This is a genomic window from uncultured Thiocystis sp. (assembly GCF_903866365.1).
Lineage (GTDB): Bacteria > Pseudomonadota > Gammaproteobacteria > Chromatiales > Chromatiaceae > Chromatium.
In genome coordinates this window covers 13944-31493 of record NZ_CAIPNF010000058.1, presented here as the reverse complement: position 1 = coordinate 31493, position 17550 = coordinate 13944, and the positions used below count along the sequence as shown (strand labels likewise).

General features: G+C 64.0%; 12 protein-coding genes. 6 read left to right on the top strand and 6 right to left on the bottom strand.

What is annotated here, in order from left to right; genetic code table 11:
* Nucleotides 1-173 precede the first annotated feature (173 nt).
* On the bottom strand, nt 174-2000 hold the full coding sequence (locus tag QZY07_RS03650) for an RNB domain-containing ribonuclease (RefSeq protein ID WP_295399853.1): 1827 nt from the start codon (nt 1998-2000) through the stop codon (nt 174-176).
* Between the two features lie 32 nt (nt 2001-2032).
* Nucleotides 2033-4051, bottom strand: coding sequence for an ABC transporter ATP-binding protein (locus QZY07_RS03645; protein WP_295399835.1), 2019 nt, complete (start codon nt 4049-4051; stop codon nt 2033-2035).
* A 259-nt stretch (nt 4052-4310) separates the two neighbouring features.
* On the opposite strand from QZY07_RS03645, the gene QZY07_RS03640 reads away from it, so the two are divergent.
* From QZY07_RS03640 to QZY07_RS03625, 4 genes are all read left to right on the top strand, one after another.
* Nucleotides 4311-5492 (top strand): hypothetical protein, encoded by a 1182-nt coding sequence (locus tag QZY07_RS03640; protein ID WP_295399833.1) that lies wholly within the window; start codon nt 4311-4313, stop codon nt 5490-5492.
* Nucleotides 5493-5495: 3 nt separating this feature from the next.
* Nucleotides 5496-7127 (top strand): exonuclease domain-containing protein, encoded by a 1632-nt coding sequence (locus QZY07_RS03635; RefSeq protein ID WP_295399831.1) that lies wholly within the window; start codon nt 5496-5498, stop codon nt 7125-7127.
* Between the two features lie 116 nt (nt 7128-7243).
* On the top strand, nt 7244-7552 hold the full coding sequence (locus tag QZY07_RS03630; protein WP_295399829.1) for a BrnT family toxin: 309 nt from the start codon (nt 7244-7246) through the stop codon (nt 7550-7552).
* Nucleotides 7533-7760 (top strand): hypothetical protein, encoded by a 228-nt coding sequence (locus tag QZY07_RS03625; protein WP_295399827.1) that lies wholly within the window; start codon nt 7533-7535, stop codon nt 7758-7760. The genes QZY07_RS03630 and QZY07_RS03625 overlap by 20 nt, the downstream gene beginning before the upstream one ends.
* Before the next feature lie 43 nt (nt 7761-7803).
* Here QZY07_RS03625 and QZY07_RS03620 read toward each other — a convergent pair whose 3' ends face one another.
* The 4 genes from QZY07_RS03620 to gltA are packed head-to-tail and all read right to left on the bottom strand — an operon-like array spanning nt 7804 to nt 14729.
* Nucleotides 7804-9228 carry an ABC transporter permease gene (locus tag QZY07_RS03620; RefSeq protein WP_295399825.1) on the bottom strand — a complete coding sequence of 475 codons (1425 nt, stop codon included), beginning with the start codon at nt 9226-9228 and terminating at the stop codon, nt 7804-7806.
* A gap of 13 nt (nt 9229-9241) precedes the next feature.
* Nucleotides 9242-10219 (bottom strand): ABC transporter permease, encoded by a 978-nt coding sequence (locus tag QZY07_RS03615; protein ID WP_295399823.1) that lies wholly within the window; start codon nt 10217-10219, stop codon nt 9242-9244.
* Nucleotides 10216-12384 (bottom strand): ABC transporter substrate-binding protein, encoded by a 2169-nt coding sequence (locus QZY07_RS03610; RefSeq protein ID WP_295399821.1) that lies wholly within the window; start codon nt 12382-12384, stop codon nt 10216-10218. The genes QZY07_RS03615 and QZY07_RS03610 overlap by 4 nt, the downstream gene beginning before the upstream one ends.
* An 8-nt stretch (nt 12385-12392) precedes the next feature.
* The gene (gltA, locus tag QZY07_RS03605; protein ID WP_295399819.1) at nt 12393-14729 is read right to left on the bottom strand and encodes an NADPH-dependent glutamate synthase; all 2337 of its coding nucleotides are present in this window, start codon (nt 14727-14729) and stop codon (nt 12393-12395) included.
* Between the two features lie 353 nt (nt 14730-15082).
* Between gltA and QZY07_RS03600 the strand changes: the two genes are divergently transcribed.
* Both QZY07_RS03600 and QZY07_RS03595 read left to right on the top strand, forming a co-directional pair.
* Nucleotides 15083-15859, top strand: a complete 777-nt coding sequence (locus tag QZY07_RS03600) for an enoyl-ACP reductase (RefSeq protein WP_295399817.1) — start codon at nt 15083-15085, stop codon at nt 15857-15859.
* A gap of 176 nt (nt 15860-16035) precedes the next feature.
* Nucleotides 16036-17496: a deoxyribodipyrimidine photo-lyase gene (locus tag QZY07_RS03595; RefSeq protein WP_295399815.1), complete on the top strand. Its 1461-nt coding sequence runs from the start codon at nt 16036-16038 to the stop codon at nt 17494-17496.
* Nucleotides 17497-17550 lie beyond the last annotated feature (54 nt).

Here is a 17550-nt window from a genome sequence, read left to right as displayed (position 1 = left end):
TCGGGGCTGACGATGCGCCCCTTTAAGTCCTGAGTCACGGAGGAAACTCGGATCCATGGTCCGAGTTTCCAGCACTCCGCGGGAGCCTCTAATCTCCTTCTTTAGGCGAGGTTATACGTTGGTACCGCGATGCTCAATTGATCCAGATCATTTGATAGGGCGGTCGCTCCCGTTTAACCGAGGATCCGAAAGTTCGCTGTGAGTTCTGCGACATCGATCTCGCCCACCGCAACCTGCAGACGTTGATTCAGTTCCACCTCATCGCGAACCCTGACGCGGACCTCCATGGCCAACTCGGGCAGCAGCAGAACCGCTTTGCGATCCTCGCGGCCAACCACGACGCCCTCTCCTTTCCAGGTTGGATTGTCCCGTAAAAACAGCAGCTTCCAGTGTTGATTCGAGAGACGTTCGCCACGCCGAATGGCGATGGAAGCGGTATCGGCTTCACCGCTGCACTCGATGATCCGTTGCGCCGACAGCGGTTCGCGACCGCTGAGCCAGGCACGAATCTGCTGATGGACCAGCAAATCCGAATAGCGTCGCAGCGGACTCGTGGCGCGGGTATAGAGCGCCAACCCCAAGCCCGCATGAGGCTCCGGCACGACCGACAGACGGGTCGGCTTGAAGCAACGTCGCCGCGCGTACATCCCCGCGAGATCCGTCGACTCATCGCCATTCTCGGGCGGGGGCTGGGTCGCGAACGGGATCGGGAGACCCCGGTCGAGACAGAAGCGCGCCGCCGCCTCGCCGGCCATCAGCATCGCATCCATGACCATGGCGCGACTCTTGAGTCTTGGCAGCGGACGGATGATCACCTGCCCGTCAACGACACGAACGCTGACTTCCGGGAGTTCCAGACTGGTCGCGCCCTGTGCCGAGCGGCGATCCCGAAAGCGATTGGCGATCATGTGGAGCGCGGCGAATGGCATCCTATCCAGTTGCGTCTCGACTGCGTCGTAGCTCAACCGCTCGACCCGCACCCAACTCCGACACACCTCAATCTCCTCGATTTCGCCGGCATTCCCGCAGCGAAAACCGAAGGACAGCGCCGGCGAGACCGGTTGGAGACCAAGCCCCAGCCGGTCGGTCACGGCGCTCGGGAGCATGTTGACGACCCGCTCGGGAAGATAAAGATTCGCCCCCCGCGCGCGCGCCTCGCGTTCCAGATCGCTGTCCGGAGCGATCAGCGCGGCCACGTCGGCGACATGCACCCACAGCCGCTCGCCGTCGAGACTCAGCGCATCGTCCGGATCCTGGTTTCCCTCGTCGTCGATGGCATAGGCGGGCAGATGGGTGAGATCGACCCGTTCATCCTCGGGCAACGCCGGGACCGGGAGATCCGGATCCTGGGTGGGCGCGCCGCAGCGCACCGGATAGGGATTGTGGTTGCGCTCCCAGTAGCCGACCTGCACCAGCGTCCGATGCGCATTGCCCGGCGTCTGTTGATGGCCGAGGGCTTCAAGGATGCGGCTATGCTCGGACTGGCCGAGCGCCAGTCGTTCGACCTCGCCCAAACGATGGGTGTCTTCCGGTGCCGGACAGGCTGCCGCCAGGCGTTCCAGAAAGGCTTGCCAGTCGCGCTCCGCGGCTTCCTTCGCGGCGCGCTCGGCCTGCTCGCGCTCGACCAGTTCGCGGGTGCGGGCCTGGATCGCGCGCGGCGTGCCGCTGAAGGTCAGGCCCTCGGCAACGAGTTGCCAGGCGGCCCAGGCGGTGGCCGGCGTGAAAACGTTGAAGGCCAGTTCGGCGAGATCCTTCAGGGTGGTTTCGCTCCCTTCCAGGAGTTCCCATGCCTCGGTCAACTCGCCCTGCTGCGGTGCCAGTTCGGACAGACTGCGCAAAGGGCCGGGGTGGAGCAGCTCGACATCCTTGGCGCGCACCCGCTTACTGTGCCCGCCAGCGAGTTCGATCTCGATCTTCTCGCCGATGCTCACGACCCGCGCCGGGCGGATCTTGTAGAGCACGAGACTGTCAACGGGTGGATTGGCCTGATAAATCGACAAGGCGCGTTTAACCTCTGGTATTTTTTCGGTGGTCAAGATTGATGTTCGGCCCGGAAACAGTGCACCAGCCGCGAATCGCTCAGGCGTGTCTGGGCGGGATAGGCGTGTGCGCAGTCGGTCAGGGCCTCTGGGCAACGGGGATGAAAATAACACCCCGAGGGAGGATGCGCCGGCGACGGCATGTCGCCTTCCAGCCGAATGACCTGGCGTCGTTGCGCCGGGTCGATCACGGGGACCGCCGAGAGCAGCGCGCGGGTATAGGGATGACGCGGGTCGTCCAGAATCTCGTCGACCCGGCCCTGTTCGACCACCCGCCCAAGGTACATGACCGCGACCTCATGGGCCAGATAGGCGACCACCGAGAGGTTGTGGGTGATGAAGAGATAGGCGAGTCCGAGCCGGTCCTGAAGATCCTTGAGCAGATTGAGGATCTGTGCCTGAACGGAGACATCCAGCGCGCTGGTGGGTTCGTCGCAGACGATGATCCGCGGTTCCACCGCCAGCGCGCGGGCGATGCAGATGCGTTGGCGCTGTCCGCCGGAGAATTCGTGCGGATAGCGTTGCGCCGATGCGGGATCCATGCCGACCAGTTCCAGCAATTCGGCCACCCGGCGCATCCGGTTGGCGCGGCGCGGCTCGATCCCAAGTGCCTGCAAGCCCTCGCCGATCACGTCGCCCACCAGCATGCGGGGGTTCATGGCGGCATAGGGATCCTGGAAGATGATCTGTAAATCCTTGCGGAACGCGCGCATCCGGCGATGATCCAGTCCGACCAGTTCCTGGTCGCGATAGCGGATCGACCCGCCGGTGGGCGGGATCAATTGCAGAATGCCCTTGCCGGCGGTGGTCTTGCCGCAACCGGATTCACCGACGAGGGCGAGGGTTTGGCCCGCGCGCAGATCCAGCGAGACGCCATCCACGGCCTTGACATGACCGACCACCCGCCGTAGAACGCCGCGCTGGATCGGAAAATGGACCTTCAGATCCGTCGCGCGCAAGAGTAGCTCACTCTGCCGCGCGGTCGGTTCGGCGGCGGTCATGGACCCTGGCTCCGACCACGCATCGCTGACCGCCGACCGCTGACCGCTGTTCCAGAGATGGCAACGCACGCCCCGCCCCGCGCCGAGATCCAGCCAGCGCGGCGGCTCCTGGCGGCACAGATCCATGACCGCGGGGCAGCGATCGGCGAAGCGGCAGCCCGTAAAGACCGTCTCCAGCGGCGGTACCCGGCCTGGAATCACGGCCAGCCGTCCGCTGCGCTGGTCGGCGCTCGGCAGGCTTTCCATCAGACGGCGGCTGTAGGGATGGGCCGGGGCGGCGAAAAAATCCGCCACCGTCGCGGTCTCCACGAGCTGGCCGGCGTACATCACCGCCAGACGCTCGGCGGTTTCGGCCACCACGCCCAGATCGTGGGTAATCAGCAGCACGGCCATGCCGGTCTCGCGCTGAAGCTCCTTCAGCAGGCGCAGCACCTGCGCTTGGATGGTGACATCGAGCGCCGTGGTCGGCTCGTCGGCGATCAGGAGTCGCGGATCGCCGGCAAGCGCCATGGCGATCATGATGCGCTGTTTCATGCCGCCGGAAAGCTGATGCGGGTACTCGCCGACCCGTTGCTCGGGGTCCGGAATGCCCACGGCCCGCAGCAGGTCGACGACCCGCGCCGGCACCTGAGCGCGCGAGCGGCCTTCATGGACCCGCACCGCCTCAGCGATCTGATCGCCGACCGTCAGCACGGGATTCAGCGAGGTTTGGGGCTCCTGAAAGATCATCGCCATCTGACCGCCACGGATGCGGCGCATCTCGGTCTCGGTCAGACGCGGCAGATCGATCCCGTTGAGCCGAACCGAGCCCGCGACGATCCGGCCCGAGGGCGGCAGGAGTCGCATCAGCGACAGCGCGGTCATGGATTTGCCGCACCCCGATTCGCCGAGCAGCGCGAAGGTCTCGCCCGCGCGAATGGTCAGATCCAGTCCATCGACCACCCTCGCCGGGCGCTCGACGGCACCGAGCTGGGTGGTCAGACCTTCGACTTGCAGTAAGGGATCGGTCATATCGGTGGACGGAGCAAGTCGCGTGACGGGGGAGCTAACCACCAGGGGCTTCAAGATACAAGGCCCGGTTCGCTCGGTCGATGGGGCGAAGGACGAACCGCACCGATTCCAAGGATCGCCGAATGATGCGGTCGGGCGGACATCAGCGCCGATTATACGGGATGCCCGAAGGTTCGGTGAGAAGGGTTTGTAACGGACTAGCGTCCAGGGCGAACGGTGGTAGGCTGGCGCCATCCAGGCCACAGGGAGACCACCGCCGATGTCTTTAGACGATCATCAGGATTCCAGATCGAACGCCCTCGTGCCGCGTCCTGGCACGGACCTCGCCGAAACCGGGCGGCGTGCCAATCCGATCATCGCGCGCATGACTCGCGATGTGCTGGCGCGGGCGGAGTCGCAGGGACTCAGCACGGCACGCTATCGCATTGGAAAGTATGTGCTGCGCGAGCCGGATTACCGGCAGATTCTGGATTGGGCGGCGGCTCTGGGGAAGGCACCGGAATGGGTGTTGCAGAAGTTGGCGGATTCCAGATTAGAGCCGAAATCACGGAGAGATTTTGAGCCCATTGCCTTCCTCGTTGAGGATGGTGCCATCCTGAGCCTCGTTTGGGATTTCGGCCGCTTGTCCATCGCGCCCGAGCGGTGGCGGGATGGGTTGCTGATCCATACCTTGGGATTGAAAGGTAGTTGGCCCCAGGCGCTGAGTCCAACGTTGGCCCGGCTTCGGAGTCTCCACTGTCGTCAGGTTGGAATAACAGGGCTCGATCTCGCGCGTGTGCCAAGGCTGACCTCGCTCGCCTGCGTGAACAATCAACTCGCTGCGCTGGATTTCACCCCGGTAACGGGGCTGACCTCGCTCAACTGCTGTCTCAACGACCTCACCGCGCTGGACCTCACCCCGGTAACGGGGCTGACCTTTCTCAACTGTTCGTGGAACCGAATCACCGCCCTGGATCTAACACTGGCGCCGAGGCTGACCGATCTCAACTGCTCGCACAACCGACTCGCTGCGCTGAATCTCACCCCGGTAACGGGGCTGACCTCGCTCAACTGCGTGAACAATCAACTCGCTGCGCTGGATCTCACCCCGGTAACGGGGCTGACCTCGCTCAAATGCGCGGACAACCGACTCGCCGCCCTGGATCTGACGCCGGTAACGGGGCTGACCTCGCTCAACTGCGCGGACAACCGACTCGCCGCCCTGGATCTCACCCCGGTAACGGAGCTGACCTTTCTCAACTGCTCGCACAACCCACTCACCGCGCTGGATCTCACCCCGGTAACGGGGCTGACCACACTCGTCTGCTATCAAAGCCGATATCAACAACGACTCATCACCACACTGGATCTAACCCCGGTGCCGAGGCTGCGCTATCTCATTTGTGATTCGTCTGTCCTGCTCCTGAATGTCCCAACCAATCTCGAAGTCAATAGGCGATAACCCATGCACTTCATCCCCTGGCTCATCCTCGACACCGAGACCACCGGCTTCAAACCGCCGATCTACGTGGTAGAGCTGGCGGCGCAGCGCATGCGCGGCTGGGAGCCGGATGGTCCGCCCTTCGTGCGTCTGCTCGATCACGGGGTCGAAATCCCGCCCGAGGCGGCGCGGGTCAATGGCTACACCCGCGAGATCCTGGAGCGTGACGGCGAGCCGCCGCTGGCGGTCTATGACGCCTTCGCCGACTATGCGGGCGAGCGCCCGCTGGTGGCCTACAACCTGAGCTACGACCTTGACCAAGTGTTGCGCCCAGAGTGGCAGCGTCTGGGCCGCGCGTCCATCGGCCGCGCCGGGTTCTGCGCCCTGCGCCTCGCGCAACGGCTGCTCGATCCGGTTCCGGCTGGTAACTGCAAACTCCAGACCCTGCGCCAGTATTATCGCCTGCCCGCGCGCGGCGCCCATACCGCCCTGGGCGATGTCGAGACGGTGGCCGATCTGTTGCAACAGGTGTTGCGCCCGCTGGCCGAGGCGCACGGTCTCAGGACCTGGGAGGCGCTGAGCGCCTACGCTGCGGAAACGTGGTTTCCGTCCCGCATCGCCTTCGGCAAATACAAGGGTCGTGCCGTTCAGGACGCGCGCCACGACGTGGCGCTGCGCGCCTGGCTCGAATGGCTCGCCGGTTCCAGCAATCCGCGCAGCGCCGAGATGGGGCGCTGGTATCTGGGACGGCTTGCTGTCGACGCCGGGCGCGCGCCAGCCGACGCGCCAACCCTGGTCATCGAGACCGCGACAGGGGACGGCGCGGTCCTGGTGCTGTACCGCGACCCCGAACGCGCGACGCTGAACCGTCTGATCGAGGACGCGCGCGCCCGGCTGGCGGACCTGGAGGCGGAGTCCGCGCGCGAGCATCAGGCGGTGGCCGTGATCCAGTCGCGGCTGTTTTCGCTCCTGCGTCCGCACTACGAACGGCGCGACCGGCTGCGGCTGGTGATCGACTACCGCCGCCGCTATCTCGACCTCCTGCTGATCGAAGGCGAGGAGGCCGCCGAGGCGCTCGGGTCGGACTATGCGCAGGCGCGCGCCGAGACCGAGCGCGACTATGCCGAGGCCGCCGCCGAGGCCATCGCGCGGCGCGAACTGAACGCAGCCGAAGCGCACGAACTCAAGACGCTGTTTCGCTCACTGGTGCGGCTCTATCATCCCGACCGCTACGCTCACGACCCCGAACGGCAGGCGATCCACGAACGCCTGACCCAGGCGATCAATCAAGCCCGCGACCAGGGCGACATTCAGCGTCTACGCGAGATCGCCAACGATCCCAACGGTTACCTCGCCCGTCAGGGTCTGGGCGGTCTGGACTTCGCCGACGACGCGGATCTGACCAAGCTCCGGCAGCTCTATGAGAGCCTACAGGTGCGTCTCCTGGTCACGCTGGAGGAACTGGCGCGGCTGCGCGAGAGCAGCGACTATGAACTCCATCGACTCAGCCATGAGCGCCCGGAGTTGCTGGAGACCATCGCCGAACAGCAGGCCGAGGCGATTCGCGCCGAGATCGTGGCGTTGGATGAGGATGCCCGCCGACTGGCCGAAGAGATCGAGGGTCTGACCGGGGCGTCGGCGCCCGGCGCGGATTGAGCGGGACGCCGCGATGCGAATGGATCTGACTTCCTCTCCATCAACCTGCTGGAACGGCGTTTGGATTTGCTAGGCTAGACTTGCCCGAGTAGACACCATGATTCCTTGACCCGTGAATGCAACGGGAGACGGCTGATGTGAGCTTGATTTTCGAGTGGGATCAACACAAAGACATCCGCAACGCCAGCAAACATGGCCTAGCGTTCACTGACGTGACTGTCGTTTTCGACGATCCGCTCGCCAGAATCTTCCCTGATATCTGGCACTCGCAAGGGGAGCGGCGCGAGATCATGATCGGCCATTTGACCGATCGCAAGTTGTGTTTGGTCGTCTTCACAGAAGTCGATGACAACCGCATCCGAATCATCAGCGCCAGACTCGCAACGCCGAAAGAGCAAAGAGATTATGAACGAAACGCAAGATGAACTATTGCCGGAGTATCACTTTGACTACTCGGAGGCGAAACCCAACCGCTTTGCCGGACACGTGACCATCGCGGTGACGCTGCGAGCGGATGTGGCGGCCTATTTCGAGGCGCGTGCTGCGGCAAAAGGATTGCCGCTGGATGAAATGGTGAACGATCTGCTGAAAAAAGACATTGAGTTGATCGAGTCTGTCAGCATGGCCACATGACGGTCCTCTCCGAAACGAGGTAATGAAAAACACAGCACTCGCGTTAGTTTACCCCCCGCAAGCGCGGATCGAAGGCATCCCGGACCACGTCGGCGAAGAGGTTGGCCGCCAGCACCAGGGTGAACATAAACACAAAGGCGGCGGTCAGCGACCACCAGACCACTGGATCGCGCGCCAGTTCGAGGCGGGCGCTGTTGATCATGTTGCCCCAGGAATTCATGGTCGGGTCGACGCCGATGTTGACATAGGAGAGCACCGCCTCGGCCAGCACCAGTCCGCTGAAGTCCAGCACCAAGGTGATGAGCACGATATGCATCACGTTCGGCAGCAGATGGCGGCCGAGGATGGTGAAATGCCCGACCCCCAGGGCCGACGCGGCCTGGACATAATCGACCTCGCGCAGTTTCAGCGCCTCCCCGCGCAAGAGCCGGCACAGCCCGGTCCAACTGGTGACGCCCAGAATCAAACAGAGGAAGAGCAGGCGCAGATCGGCGCGCTCGACCAGACTCGCGAAGTCGTCCGCGTGGTTGCTCATGTAGACCTGAAGCATGAGGATGGCGGCGGCGATCAACAGCACGCCGGGGATCGAATTCAGCGTGGTGTAGAGATACTGGATGACATCGTCCACCCAGCCCCGGAAATAACCGGCCGCGATGCCGAGCAGGAGGGCGGCGGGGAGCATCACCAGGGTGGTGAGGGTGCCGATCAGCAGGCCGGTGCGGATGCTCTTGAGCGTCTGAAAAAAGACATCCTCGCCGACTTTGTCGGTGCCCAGGATGTGATAGCTCGCCGCGAGCTCGGCGGCGACGAAGCCGCCGACCAGGAGCAGACCGAGCATCGCCAGCGCGGTGCGCCAGGGGATCGCGGTGCGCCCAGCCAGGATGTCGGCCCGGATCGCCGCCATGGGCTCGCCACGCCGACGTGCGAGCCGCCAGAGGATTCCGGCGCCAATCAGACCCCAGGCGAGCAGCCCCTTGAACATCCCGAGCAGCGCGCGGAAGGCGATGTCCAGGCCGCGCTCGGTCGCGGGGTCGGCGAGATGGCTGCCGCCGTGTGCGAGTCGCGGATAATCGCGGATCAGGGGGCCGTCGGGCAGTTGAATGGCCTCCTTGACGAACAGATGCGTCGCGAAGGGCGCCGAATAGGTCTTTTCCTGACGCGCGCGCAATCCGCTCAGCGCCACGTCGAGCAGGCTCAGAACCTCGGGCGCGAACTGTGCGTGTTGAGGTTCGGTGCTGGCTGCCGGCTGATCCGTTTTGAGTCGAAAATGCACCGTATCGAGCAATCCGATCAGGCCGTATGCACTCAGCACGACCAGGGTCGCGACCCCGACCCGCGAGCGCACGACGCGCCGCCAAGGCGCGCGCAGATGTTCGTGGCGCGCGGCATGGAGACCGAAAATCAGCCCCAGCGCGATCAGCAGAAAGACCAGCGCATCGGTCCAGAGGACAACCGGCATCAAGGGCATGGCGACGGCGACCTCATTGCAGCCTGACCCGCGGGTCGACCAGGGTATAGGAGATGTCGGTCAGGATCAGCCCCAGGATGTAGAGCACGGCGCCCAGAAACACCATGGAACGGACAATAGCGAAATCCTGATTGCCGATGGCGTCGATGGTGTAGCTGCCAAGCCCCGGAATGCCGAAAAAGGACTCGGTGATGAGACTGCCCATGAACAGCAGCGGCAGCACCACCACCACGCCGGTCAGGATGGGGATGAGCGCGTTGCCCAGCACATGCCGAAAGAGCACGCGACTTTCGCTTAAGCCCTTGGCGCGCGCGGTGCGGACATAATCCTTGGCGATCTCTTCCAGAAAGAGTGTGCGATACCAGCGGGTGCCGGCGCCGATGCCGCCGATCACCCCGACGATCACGGGCAGGATGAGGAATTTCCAGGCGTTCAGGCCGGTGTCGTAGCCGGAGATCGGGGCCAGGTGGAACAGTTTGCCGAGGATGAACTGACCGCCAATGATGTAAAAGAGGCTGGAAATGGACAGCATGGCGACCAGCAGCACGACGCTGCCGATATCCACATAGGTCGCCCGGAACAGGACGATGAAGAGCGCATAGCTGATATTGAAGGCCAGCCCGACCAGCAGCACGGGGATTGCGATGGCGAGGCTGGGCCACATCCGCTGCGAAATGTCGTAGCCGATATCGCGCCCATCGTCGGAAGAGCCGAACTGGAAAGCGAACAGCCGGACCGATTTCTCGAAAAAGATGGTGTCGGTCAAGCGCGCGAGTCCAGTCGCCTCGGGATTGAAGATTAGCGGTTTATCGTAGCCATGCGACTGTTTCCAGGTCTGGACGGCCTCCTCGGTCACCCGTTTTTCGCCCAGATGCATGCGGGCCATGTCGTCGGGCGAATTGACCACGAAAAAGAGCACGAAGGTGAGCAGATTCACGCCGATCAGGATCGGCACGGCATAGAGCAGTCGACGCAGGAGATAGGCGGTCACAGGGCGGTCCTCCGCTCGCGCCGACGCACCAGCCACCAGGCCGGCAGCACCAGCGCCACCAGCAGACCGGCGCCGACCCACAGCGGCCAGAGCACCGGCTGGTTCCAGTCCTGGCGCAGCCGCTGGCGTAGCTCGGGATCGATCCGGCGATATTTCAGGGTGTTGTTGGCCATCTGATTGGGGTAGGCGTTCGCCATCCATTGATGATGCAGGCTGAATGCCTTGGGATGGAAGCCCCAGATCCAGGGCGCGTCGGTGCGCGCGATCTCCACCAGCCGATCGAGGATGGCCTGACGCTCGGGACCGTCGTCCATGAACTTCATCTCATCGAACAGTCGATCGAACTCGGGGTTGGCGTAATTGGCCGCGTTTTCGCCCTGATGCTCGACCTTGCCATTGGGTCCATACAGCAGAAAAAGGAAATTCTCGGGGTCCGGATAGTCCGCGTTCCAGCCGAACATGAAGACCTGTCCGGTGCCGTTGCGCAACTTATCCTGGAAACGGTTGTAGTCGGTCGAGCGGATGACGAGATCGATCCCGAGTTTGGCGAATTGTTTGCGAATCCAGTTCAGACGGGCGCGATCATCCGGCCCGGTCGCGACCGCCTCATAGTTGATGGTCAGCGTGCGGCCGGTCTCGCGCTCGATGCCGTCCGGATAGCCGGCCTGTTCCATCAGCACCTTGGCCTCGTCGAGACTCCGGCGTACCGGTCGACCGTCGCGCCATTCGTAGACGAAGGGGTTGATCCCCGACTCGCCCTCGCGATAGCCGAAAATCCCCGGCGGAATCGGCCCCTGCGCCACCACGCCGCGCCCATTCGTGAAGATCGAAATGAATTCCTCGTAATCCAGGGCGATGGAGATGGCGCGACGCAACAGATGGGCGCGCGGCGAATCGCCGCCGATGACCGGATCGAGCATGTTGAACCCCAGATAAAAGCTGGAAGGCTCCACCGAGGTCAGCAGCGAGATTCCTTGTTTGCGCATCGCATCGGTCAGGATCGGCTCGCCCTCGACATCGATCTGCACCGCCTGATCGAAGGCGTCCGAGGCGATGCCGGAACTGTCGTAATAGCCCTGAAGGAATTTGTTCCAGCGCGGGATTTCTTCTTTTTCAAGGCTGTAGATGGCGCGATCGACGAAGGGAATCGGTTTGCCTGCATCGGCCAGAATGCCGGATTCGACATCGCCCGGCATCCCCTCGGTCGGATAGGACTCGCCATGAAAATTCGGGTTGCGCTCCAGCACCATGCGCAGATTCGGATTGTTTTCGCTCAGGAAAAAGGGGCCGCTGCCAACCGGATACCAATCGAGCGTAATGTTGCGCTCGGCCAGCCCCGGCTGCGCGTAAAAGACCTCTGCCTCCCAGGGCATCGGAGCAAAAAAAGGCATCGCCAGCCAATAGGCGAATTGCGGATATTTCCCCTTGAGGCTGATCCGAAAGCGGTCGCGATCCACCGCCTCGACGCCCGCCAGACTGGACTGGCGCAGGGTTTCGGCCTGTTCCAGCGGCCCCTGCCCTGCCGCCGACTCAAGCTGCCCGGCAAGCTCCTGAAAACCGACAATATGCTGACCCATCACGCCCGCGATCGGCGAGTGCAGCCAGGACGCGGCGAGTCGTTTGATCTGATAAACGAAATCCTCGGCGGTCAGTTCGCGGGTGCCGACCTCCGGGAAGTCGGCCAGACGATTGATGCCATCCAGATCCGCCGCCGTCAGCGCGTGATACCGAAAGCGACCCTCGGCATCCTGGGCGAACGCCGGATGCGGCTGAAAACGCATCCCCGGCTGGATGCGAATCAGATAGTCGCTGCGGGCGATGTCCGCGGCGGGCGTATCCTCCGGCAAGGGATTGCCCGCCGCGTCGAAATAACGCGCGACCGGAACCTCGGCGGCCGACAGCGGCACCAGACGATAGGGGCGCAGCAGGAAATGATACTGAAGCGGCGGCTCGTAGATCTGCGCCAAAAAGGCGTATTCGTTGGCGCTGTAGGAACGCGCGGGATCCAGATGCTTGGGCCGTTCGTCAAACGAGCTGTACACCGTGTTGCTGTCGGCGTCCGACGCCGGATAGGGGTCGTTCCAGGGCGAGTCATCGCAGCCGGCGATCAGGAACGACAGCATTAGGGTCGCCAGGATCCAGGTTTTTTGGAGTCTGGCCGTCATGCTCACACTCAGCATTCTCCAGCCCGCCGCGTCGCCAGCTCCGCGACATCGGTCGCGGTGATGGGCCACTTCTTGCCAAGCCGCAGATAGGTTTCGATCGATCGGGCCGCGCGCCGCCCGGCGCCCATCGCCAGAATCACGGTGGCGCCGCCGTTGACGATATCGCCGCCCGCGAACACGCCGGGCAGATTGGTGGCCTGCGTCGATGCGTGACCGCCGTCGTCGGCCGCGATGTAGCCGCGGGTGTCGAGCGCGAGATTCGGGGTGGATTCGGTGACGAGCGTGTTGGCCCGGGTACCGAGCGCGGAGATGACGGTATCGCAGACGATGTCGAAACGTTCGCCGGTCGGCAAGGGACGGCGACGCCCGCGCTCGTCGGGCTCGCCCAGCGCCATCTTTTCGACCTTCATGCCGGTCACGTTGCCCTCGGCATCGACGAGCACCTCGACCGGGCTGTGCAGAAAGAAAAACTCGATGCCTTCCTCCCGGGCGTGCCGGAGTTCTTCGAGGCGCGCCGGCGCCTCGGCCTCGGAACGGCGATAGACGCAGGTCACCCGTTGAGCCCCCAGCCGCTTCGCGACGCGCAGACAGTCCATGGCGGTATTCCCGGCGCCGACCACCACCACGCCCTGGCCAACCCGGATCGGGGTATCGACATGGGGGAAGCGGTCGCCCCCCATCAAATTGACGCGGGTGAGAAATTCGTTGGCGCTGTAGACCGTGGCGGCGTGCTCGCCGGGAATCCCGAGAAAGGTCGGCGCGCCGGCGCCGATACCGAGAAAGACGGCATCGTAGCCCATCTCCTGGATCAGTTGCGGAACCGTGAAGGTGCGACCGATGACCTTATTGGTCGCGATCTCGACTCCCTGGTCGCGCAACTGCTGAACCTCGCGCGCGATGATCTCGCGGGGCAGACGGAAGGCGGGGATGCCGAACTGGAGGACGCCGCCGACCACATGGAGCGCCTCGTAGATCGTCACGTCGCAGCCCGCTTTCGCCAGATCGGCCGCGGCGGCCAAACCGGCGGGGCCAGATCCGCAGATGGCCACCCGCCCGAGCGGTTTCTCGACCGAGGTGGGCGCGATTCTGGCCGGCTTGGCGTGATCGCCGACGAAGCGCTCCAGGCGTCCGATAGCGACCGGCTCCACCTTCGCGCCGATGACGCAGTGCTCCTCGCACTGTGTCTCCTGGGGACAGACACGACCGCAAATGGAGGGAAAGGCGTTGGACTCGCGGATCACGGCCGCCGCGCCATCGATATCGCGCACCAGGAGATGGCGGATGAAGCGCGGGATATCGATCTGCACGGGACAGCCGGCAATGCACTTGGGATTGCCGCACTGGAGACACCGCTCGGCCTCCTGGAGCGCCATGTCAAGGGTGTAGCCGAGATTGACCTCCTGGAAATTCCCCGCGCGCTCCCGCGGATCGCGTTCCGGCATCGGCGTTTGCGTTGGGCTGATCTGCTTGATCTTTTTGTAATTTCGCTGATCTTCCTCGAAGAGTTTCCGTTCGAGTTCGCAGACATGCGCGTAGCCCTCGCTGGCCGTTGCCTCCTGCGACGTGAAGCGCTTCTGCCGCGCGATCAATTCCTGGAAATCGACCTGATGGCCATCGAAATCGGGGCCGTCGACACAGGCGAACCGAACCTCTCCGTTGACGCTCACGCGACAGGAGCCGCACATCCCCGTCCCGTCCACCATGATGCTGTTAAGGCTCACCAGGGTCTTGACGCCGAAGGGGCGTGTCGTTTCGACGCAGGCCTGCATCATCGGCGGCGGGCCGATGGCCACCACCAGATCCGGCGGATCGCGCTCCAGAAGCTCCCGCAGCGCCGCCGTGACGAAACCCGGCCTGCCATAGCTGCCGTCATCGGTGCAGACCATGAGTTCGTCGCAATAGGCGCGGAACCGGTCTTCCCAGAAGACCAGCGGCTTGGCGCGAAATCCGACGATGCCGGTGGTGCGGTTTCCCGCCGCCTTGAAGGCGCGCAGTTGCGGATAGATCGGCGCGATACCGAGACCGCCGCCGACAAGCGCCACATGCCCGACCTTCTCGATGTGCTGGGGCCGGCCGAGCGGACCGACGAAATCGGTGAACCGGTCGCCCTCCCGGTAATCGTTCGCCATCTCGCGCGTGGTCTTCCCGAACGCCTGGATGACCAGGGTGACGGTTCCCGCGCGGCGGTCGAAGTCGGCGACGGTCAGCGGGATCCGCTCCCCGCCCTCGTGGAGTCGGAGCATCACGAATTGACCGGGCTGCGCGGCCTGGGCCACGTCGGGGGCCAGCACCTCCCACAGGAAGGTGGTCTCGGAGAAAACCTGGTGACGAACGATGGTGTACATGACTCAGCAGCCTTGGCATGGGATCCGGGGACGTATACCAGCGTTCAATCTACAAGGTTAAACGGCAGTCGCCCACATCGCTGATTGTCAAAAGCCCCATGCGATCAGCGGATCGTGTCTGGTAGAGCGCGGCGAGGTCAGTCATTCTTTCGCTCCTTCCGTAAATCGTTAAACGCAAAATTGAGGTAGGGCTTGGCATCGCCGCCGAGTCCGATCGCCCTTTCACGAATTGTCGAGTTTCTGTAGTCTTGCGAACCAACCTGGGGCGCTATGATCGCACGGCGCCCATGGCATCGAAAGCAGCAAATCCCGGCGGCGCCCGCGCCGCCCGACGAACCGGAGAATTGACGCCCATGGGGTTTCTTCAAGACAAACGCATCCTGATTACCGGCGTGGCGAGCAATCGCTCCATTGCCTGGGGTTGCGCCGAGGCCATGCGCCGCGAAGGCGCTCAAATCGCCCTGACCTACCAAAACGACAAGCTCAAGTCCCGTGTCACGGACTTTGCCGCTCAACTGGGCTCTGACATCGCCCTCCCGCTCGACGTGAGCACCGATCGGCAGATTGCCCACTGCTTCGCGGAGTTGGAGGAACGCTGGGACGGACTGGACGCCATCGTCCATTCCATTGCCTATGCCCCCAAGCACGAGTTGGAAGGCGACTATGTGGACGCGCTGACGCGGGACGGTTTCATCACCGCCCACGAGATCTCTTCCTACAGCTTCGCCGCCCTGGCCAAAGCCAGCCGACACTTGATGGAGGGGCGCAACGGCGCGTTGCTCACCATGACCTTTCTCGGTGCCGTGCGGGCCGTGCCGTATTACAACGTGATGGGACTCGCCAAGGCCAGTCTGGAGGCCAATGTCCGCTATCTGGCCGCCTCGCTCGGGCCCAAGGGAACCCGCGTCAACGCCATTTCGGCGGGCCCGGTCTATACGCTGGCCGCGGCCGGCATCTCGCACTTTCGCGCGATGCTCAATCAAGTCGAGAAACACACCCCGCTGAGACGCACCGTGACCACCGAGGAAGTGGGTAACGCCGCCGCTTTTCTGTGCTCGGATCTGGCGAGCGGGATTACCGGGGACATCATGTACGTGGACACCGGGTTCAACATTTTGGGTCTGGGTTGAGCGACGGTCCTGTTCGATTTTCGTGCCGAGCCGCTCGCACTGAGCGGACCGAGGCAAGAACAGCGCCGACGCAGGGTGGAACCGTCGACGGATTCACGCTTGGATACTTCGGATTTCCCATTCGTCTTCGATAAACTCTGGTCGAATGGGAAATCCTTCGACTCTTCAGAGCCTGCATGCCTCAAACCACCCTCCTCTGGTTCCGCCGCGATCTGCGTCTCGACGACAACCGGGCACTGACTCATGCTCTGAAGACGGGCGCGCGGATCGTGCCGGTCTACATCCACGCGCCCGACGAGGAAGCGCCCTTCACGCCGGGCGCGGCCAGCCGCTGGTGGCTGCATGGCAGTCTGCTCGCGCTCGATGAATCGCTGCAACGCTTCGGCAGCCGTCTCTGGATCGCGCGCGGGGACAGCCTGACCGAACTGCGGCGCATCGTCGCGGCCACCGGCGCGACACAGGTGTCCTGGAACCGTCTCTATGATCCGGTGACGCGCGAACGCGATACCCGCATCAAACAGGCGCTGCGCTCCGACGGTCTGCGTTGCGAGAGCCATCGCTCGACCCTGCTTTTCGAGCCCTGGGACATCGCATCGCAAACCCGTTCGGCTGGCAAGACCGGCCAGCCCTATCGGGTCTTCAGCGCCTTCTGGCGCGCCTGCGTCCGGGAACTGTCCGGTATCCGACCCGAGGCGGCCCCAGATTCGCTTGCAGCCGGAGCCGCTCCGGTTGGCGGTCTGTCGGTGGAGGATCTGGGCCTCTTGCCGACGATCCCCTGGGATCGAGGCCTGCGCGCGACCTGGACGCCCGGCGAGTCCGCCGCGCTGGCGCGCGCCAGGGCCTTTCTCGATACCCGAATCGCGGACTACGGCGCGGCGCGCGACCGGCCCGACGCACCCGGAACCTCCCGACTTTCCCCGCATCTGCACGTCGGCGAGATCGGCCCCCGCCGTCTGCTGGCCATGATCGTCGAGCGTTTCGGCGACCCCACTGCCGGCCCCGCCGAACCCTTCGTGCGCGAACTCGGCTGGCGCGAATTCTCCTATCACCTGCTCTACCATTTCCCCCGAACACCCGCCGAATCGCTGGACCCGCGCTTCGCCGACTTTCCCTGGCGCACCGACGGCGTGGCCGAACGGCTCGACGCCTGGCAGCGTGGCCAGACTGGCATCCCGCTGGTCGATGCCGGGATGCGTGAACTCTGGCACACGGGCTGGATGCATAATCGGGTGCGGATGGTCGTCGCCTCCCTCCTGACCAAGAATCTGCGGCTCCCCTGGCAGGCGGGCGCGCGCTGGTTCTGGGACACGCTGGTGGACGCCGATCTGGCGAGTAACACGCAGGGCTGGCAGTGGACCGCCGGTTGCGGCGCCGACGCCGCGCCCTATTTCCGCGTCTTCAACCCGGTGCGTCAGGGCGAACGCTTCGATCCGGATGGCGGCTATGTCCGCCGCTGGTGCCCGGAGCTGGCGCGCCTCCCGAACCAATACATCCATCAGCCCTGGACAGCGCCGCCGCCCATCCTGACGGCGGCTGACATCCGGCTGGGAAGTCACTATCCTCTACCCATCGTGGACCTTGCGACCTCCCGCCAGGAGGCGCTCGCCGCCTGGGGCATGATCAAGCAACACCGTTAGTCTCTACCGTTCAGCCATCGAGGAGACACAGACGTCCCCGGTCTTCTCTCTCGT

Coding starts and splice junctions, on each gene's coding strand:
- QZY07_RS03630 (WP_295399829.1), top strand. CDS start 7,244: ATGCAACGGGAGACGGCTGATGTGAGCTTGATTTTCGAGTGGGATCAA.
- QZY07_RS03645 (WP_295399835.1), bottom strand. CDS start 4,051: ATGACCGATCCCTTACTGCAAGTCGAAGGTCTGACCACCCAGCTCGGT.
- QZY07_RS03595 (WP_295399815.1), top strand. CDS start 16,036: ATGCCTCAAACCACCCTCCTCTGGTTCCGCCGCGATCTGCGTCTCGAC.
- QZY07_RS03635 (WP_295399831.1), top strand. CDS start 5,496: ATGCACTTCATCCCCTGGCTCATCCTCGACACCGAGACCACCGGCTTC.
- QZY07_RS03600 (WP_295399817.1), top strand. CDS start 15,083: ATGGGGTTTCTTCAAGACAAACGCATCCTGATTACCGGCGTGGCGAGC.
- QZY07_RS03625 (WP_295399827.1), top strand. CDS start 7,533: ATGAACGAAACGCAAGATGAACTATTGCCGGAGTATCACTTTGACTAC.
- QZY07_RS03620 (WP_295399825.1), bottom strand. CDS start 9,228: ATGCCCTTGATGCCGGTTGTCCTCTGGACCGATGCGCTGGTCTTTCTG.
- QZY07_RS03610 (WP_295399821.1), bottom strand. CDS start 12,384: ATGACGGCCAGACTCCAAAAAACCTGGATCCTGGCGACCCTAATGCTG.
- QZY07_RS03640 (WP_295399833.1), top strand. CDS start 4,311: ATGTCTTTAGACGATCATCAGGATTCCAGATCGAACGCCCTCGTGCCG.
- gltA (WP_295399819.1), bottom strand. CDS start 14,729: ATGTACACCATCGTTCGTCACCAGGTTTTCTCCGAGACCACCTTCCTG.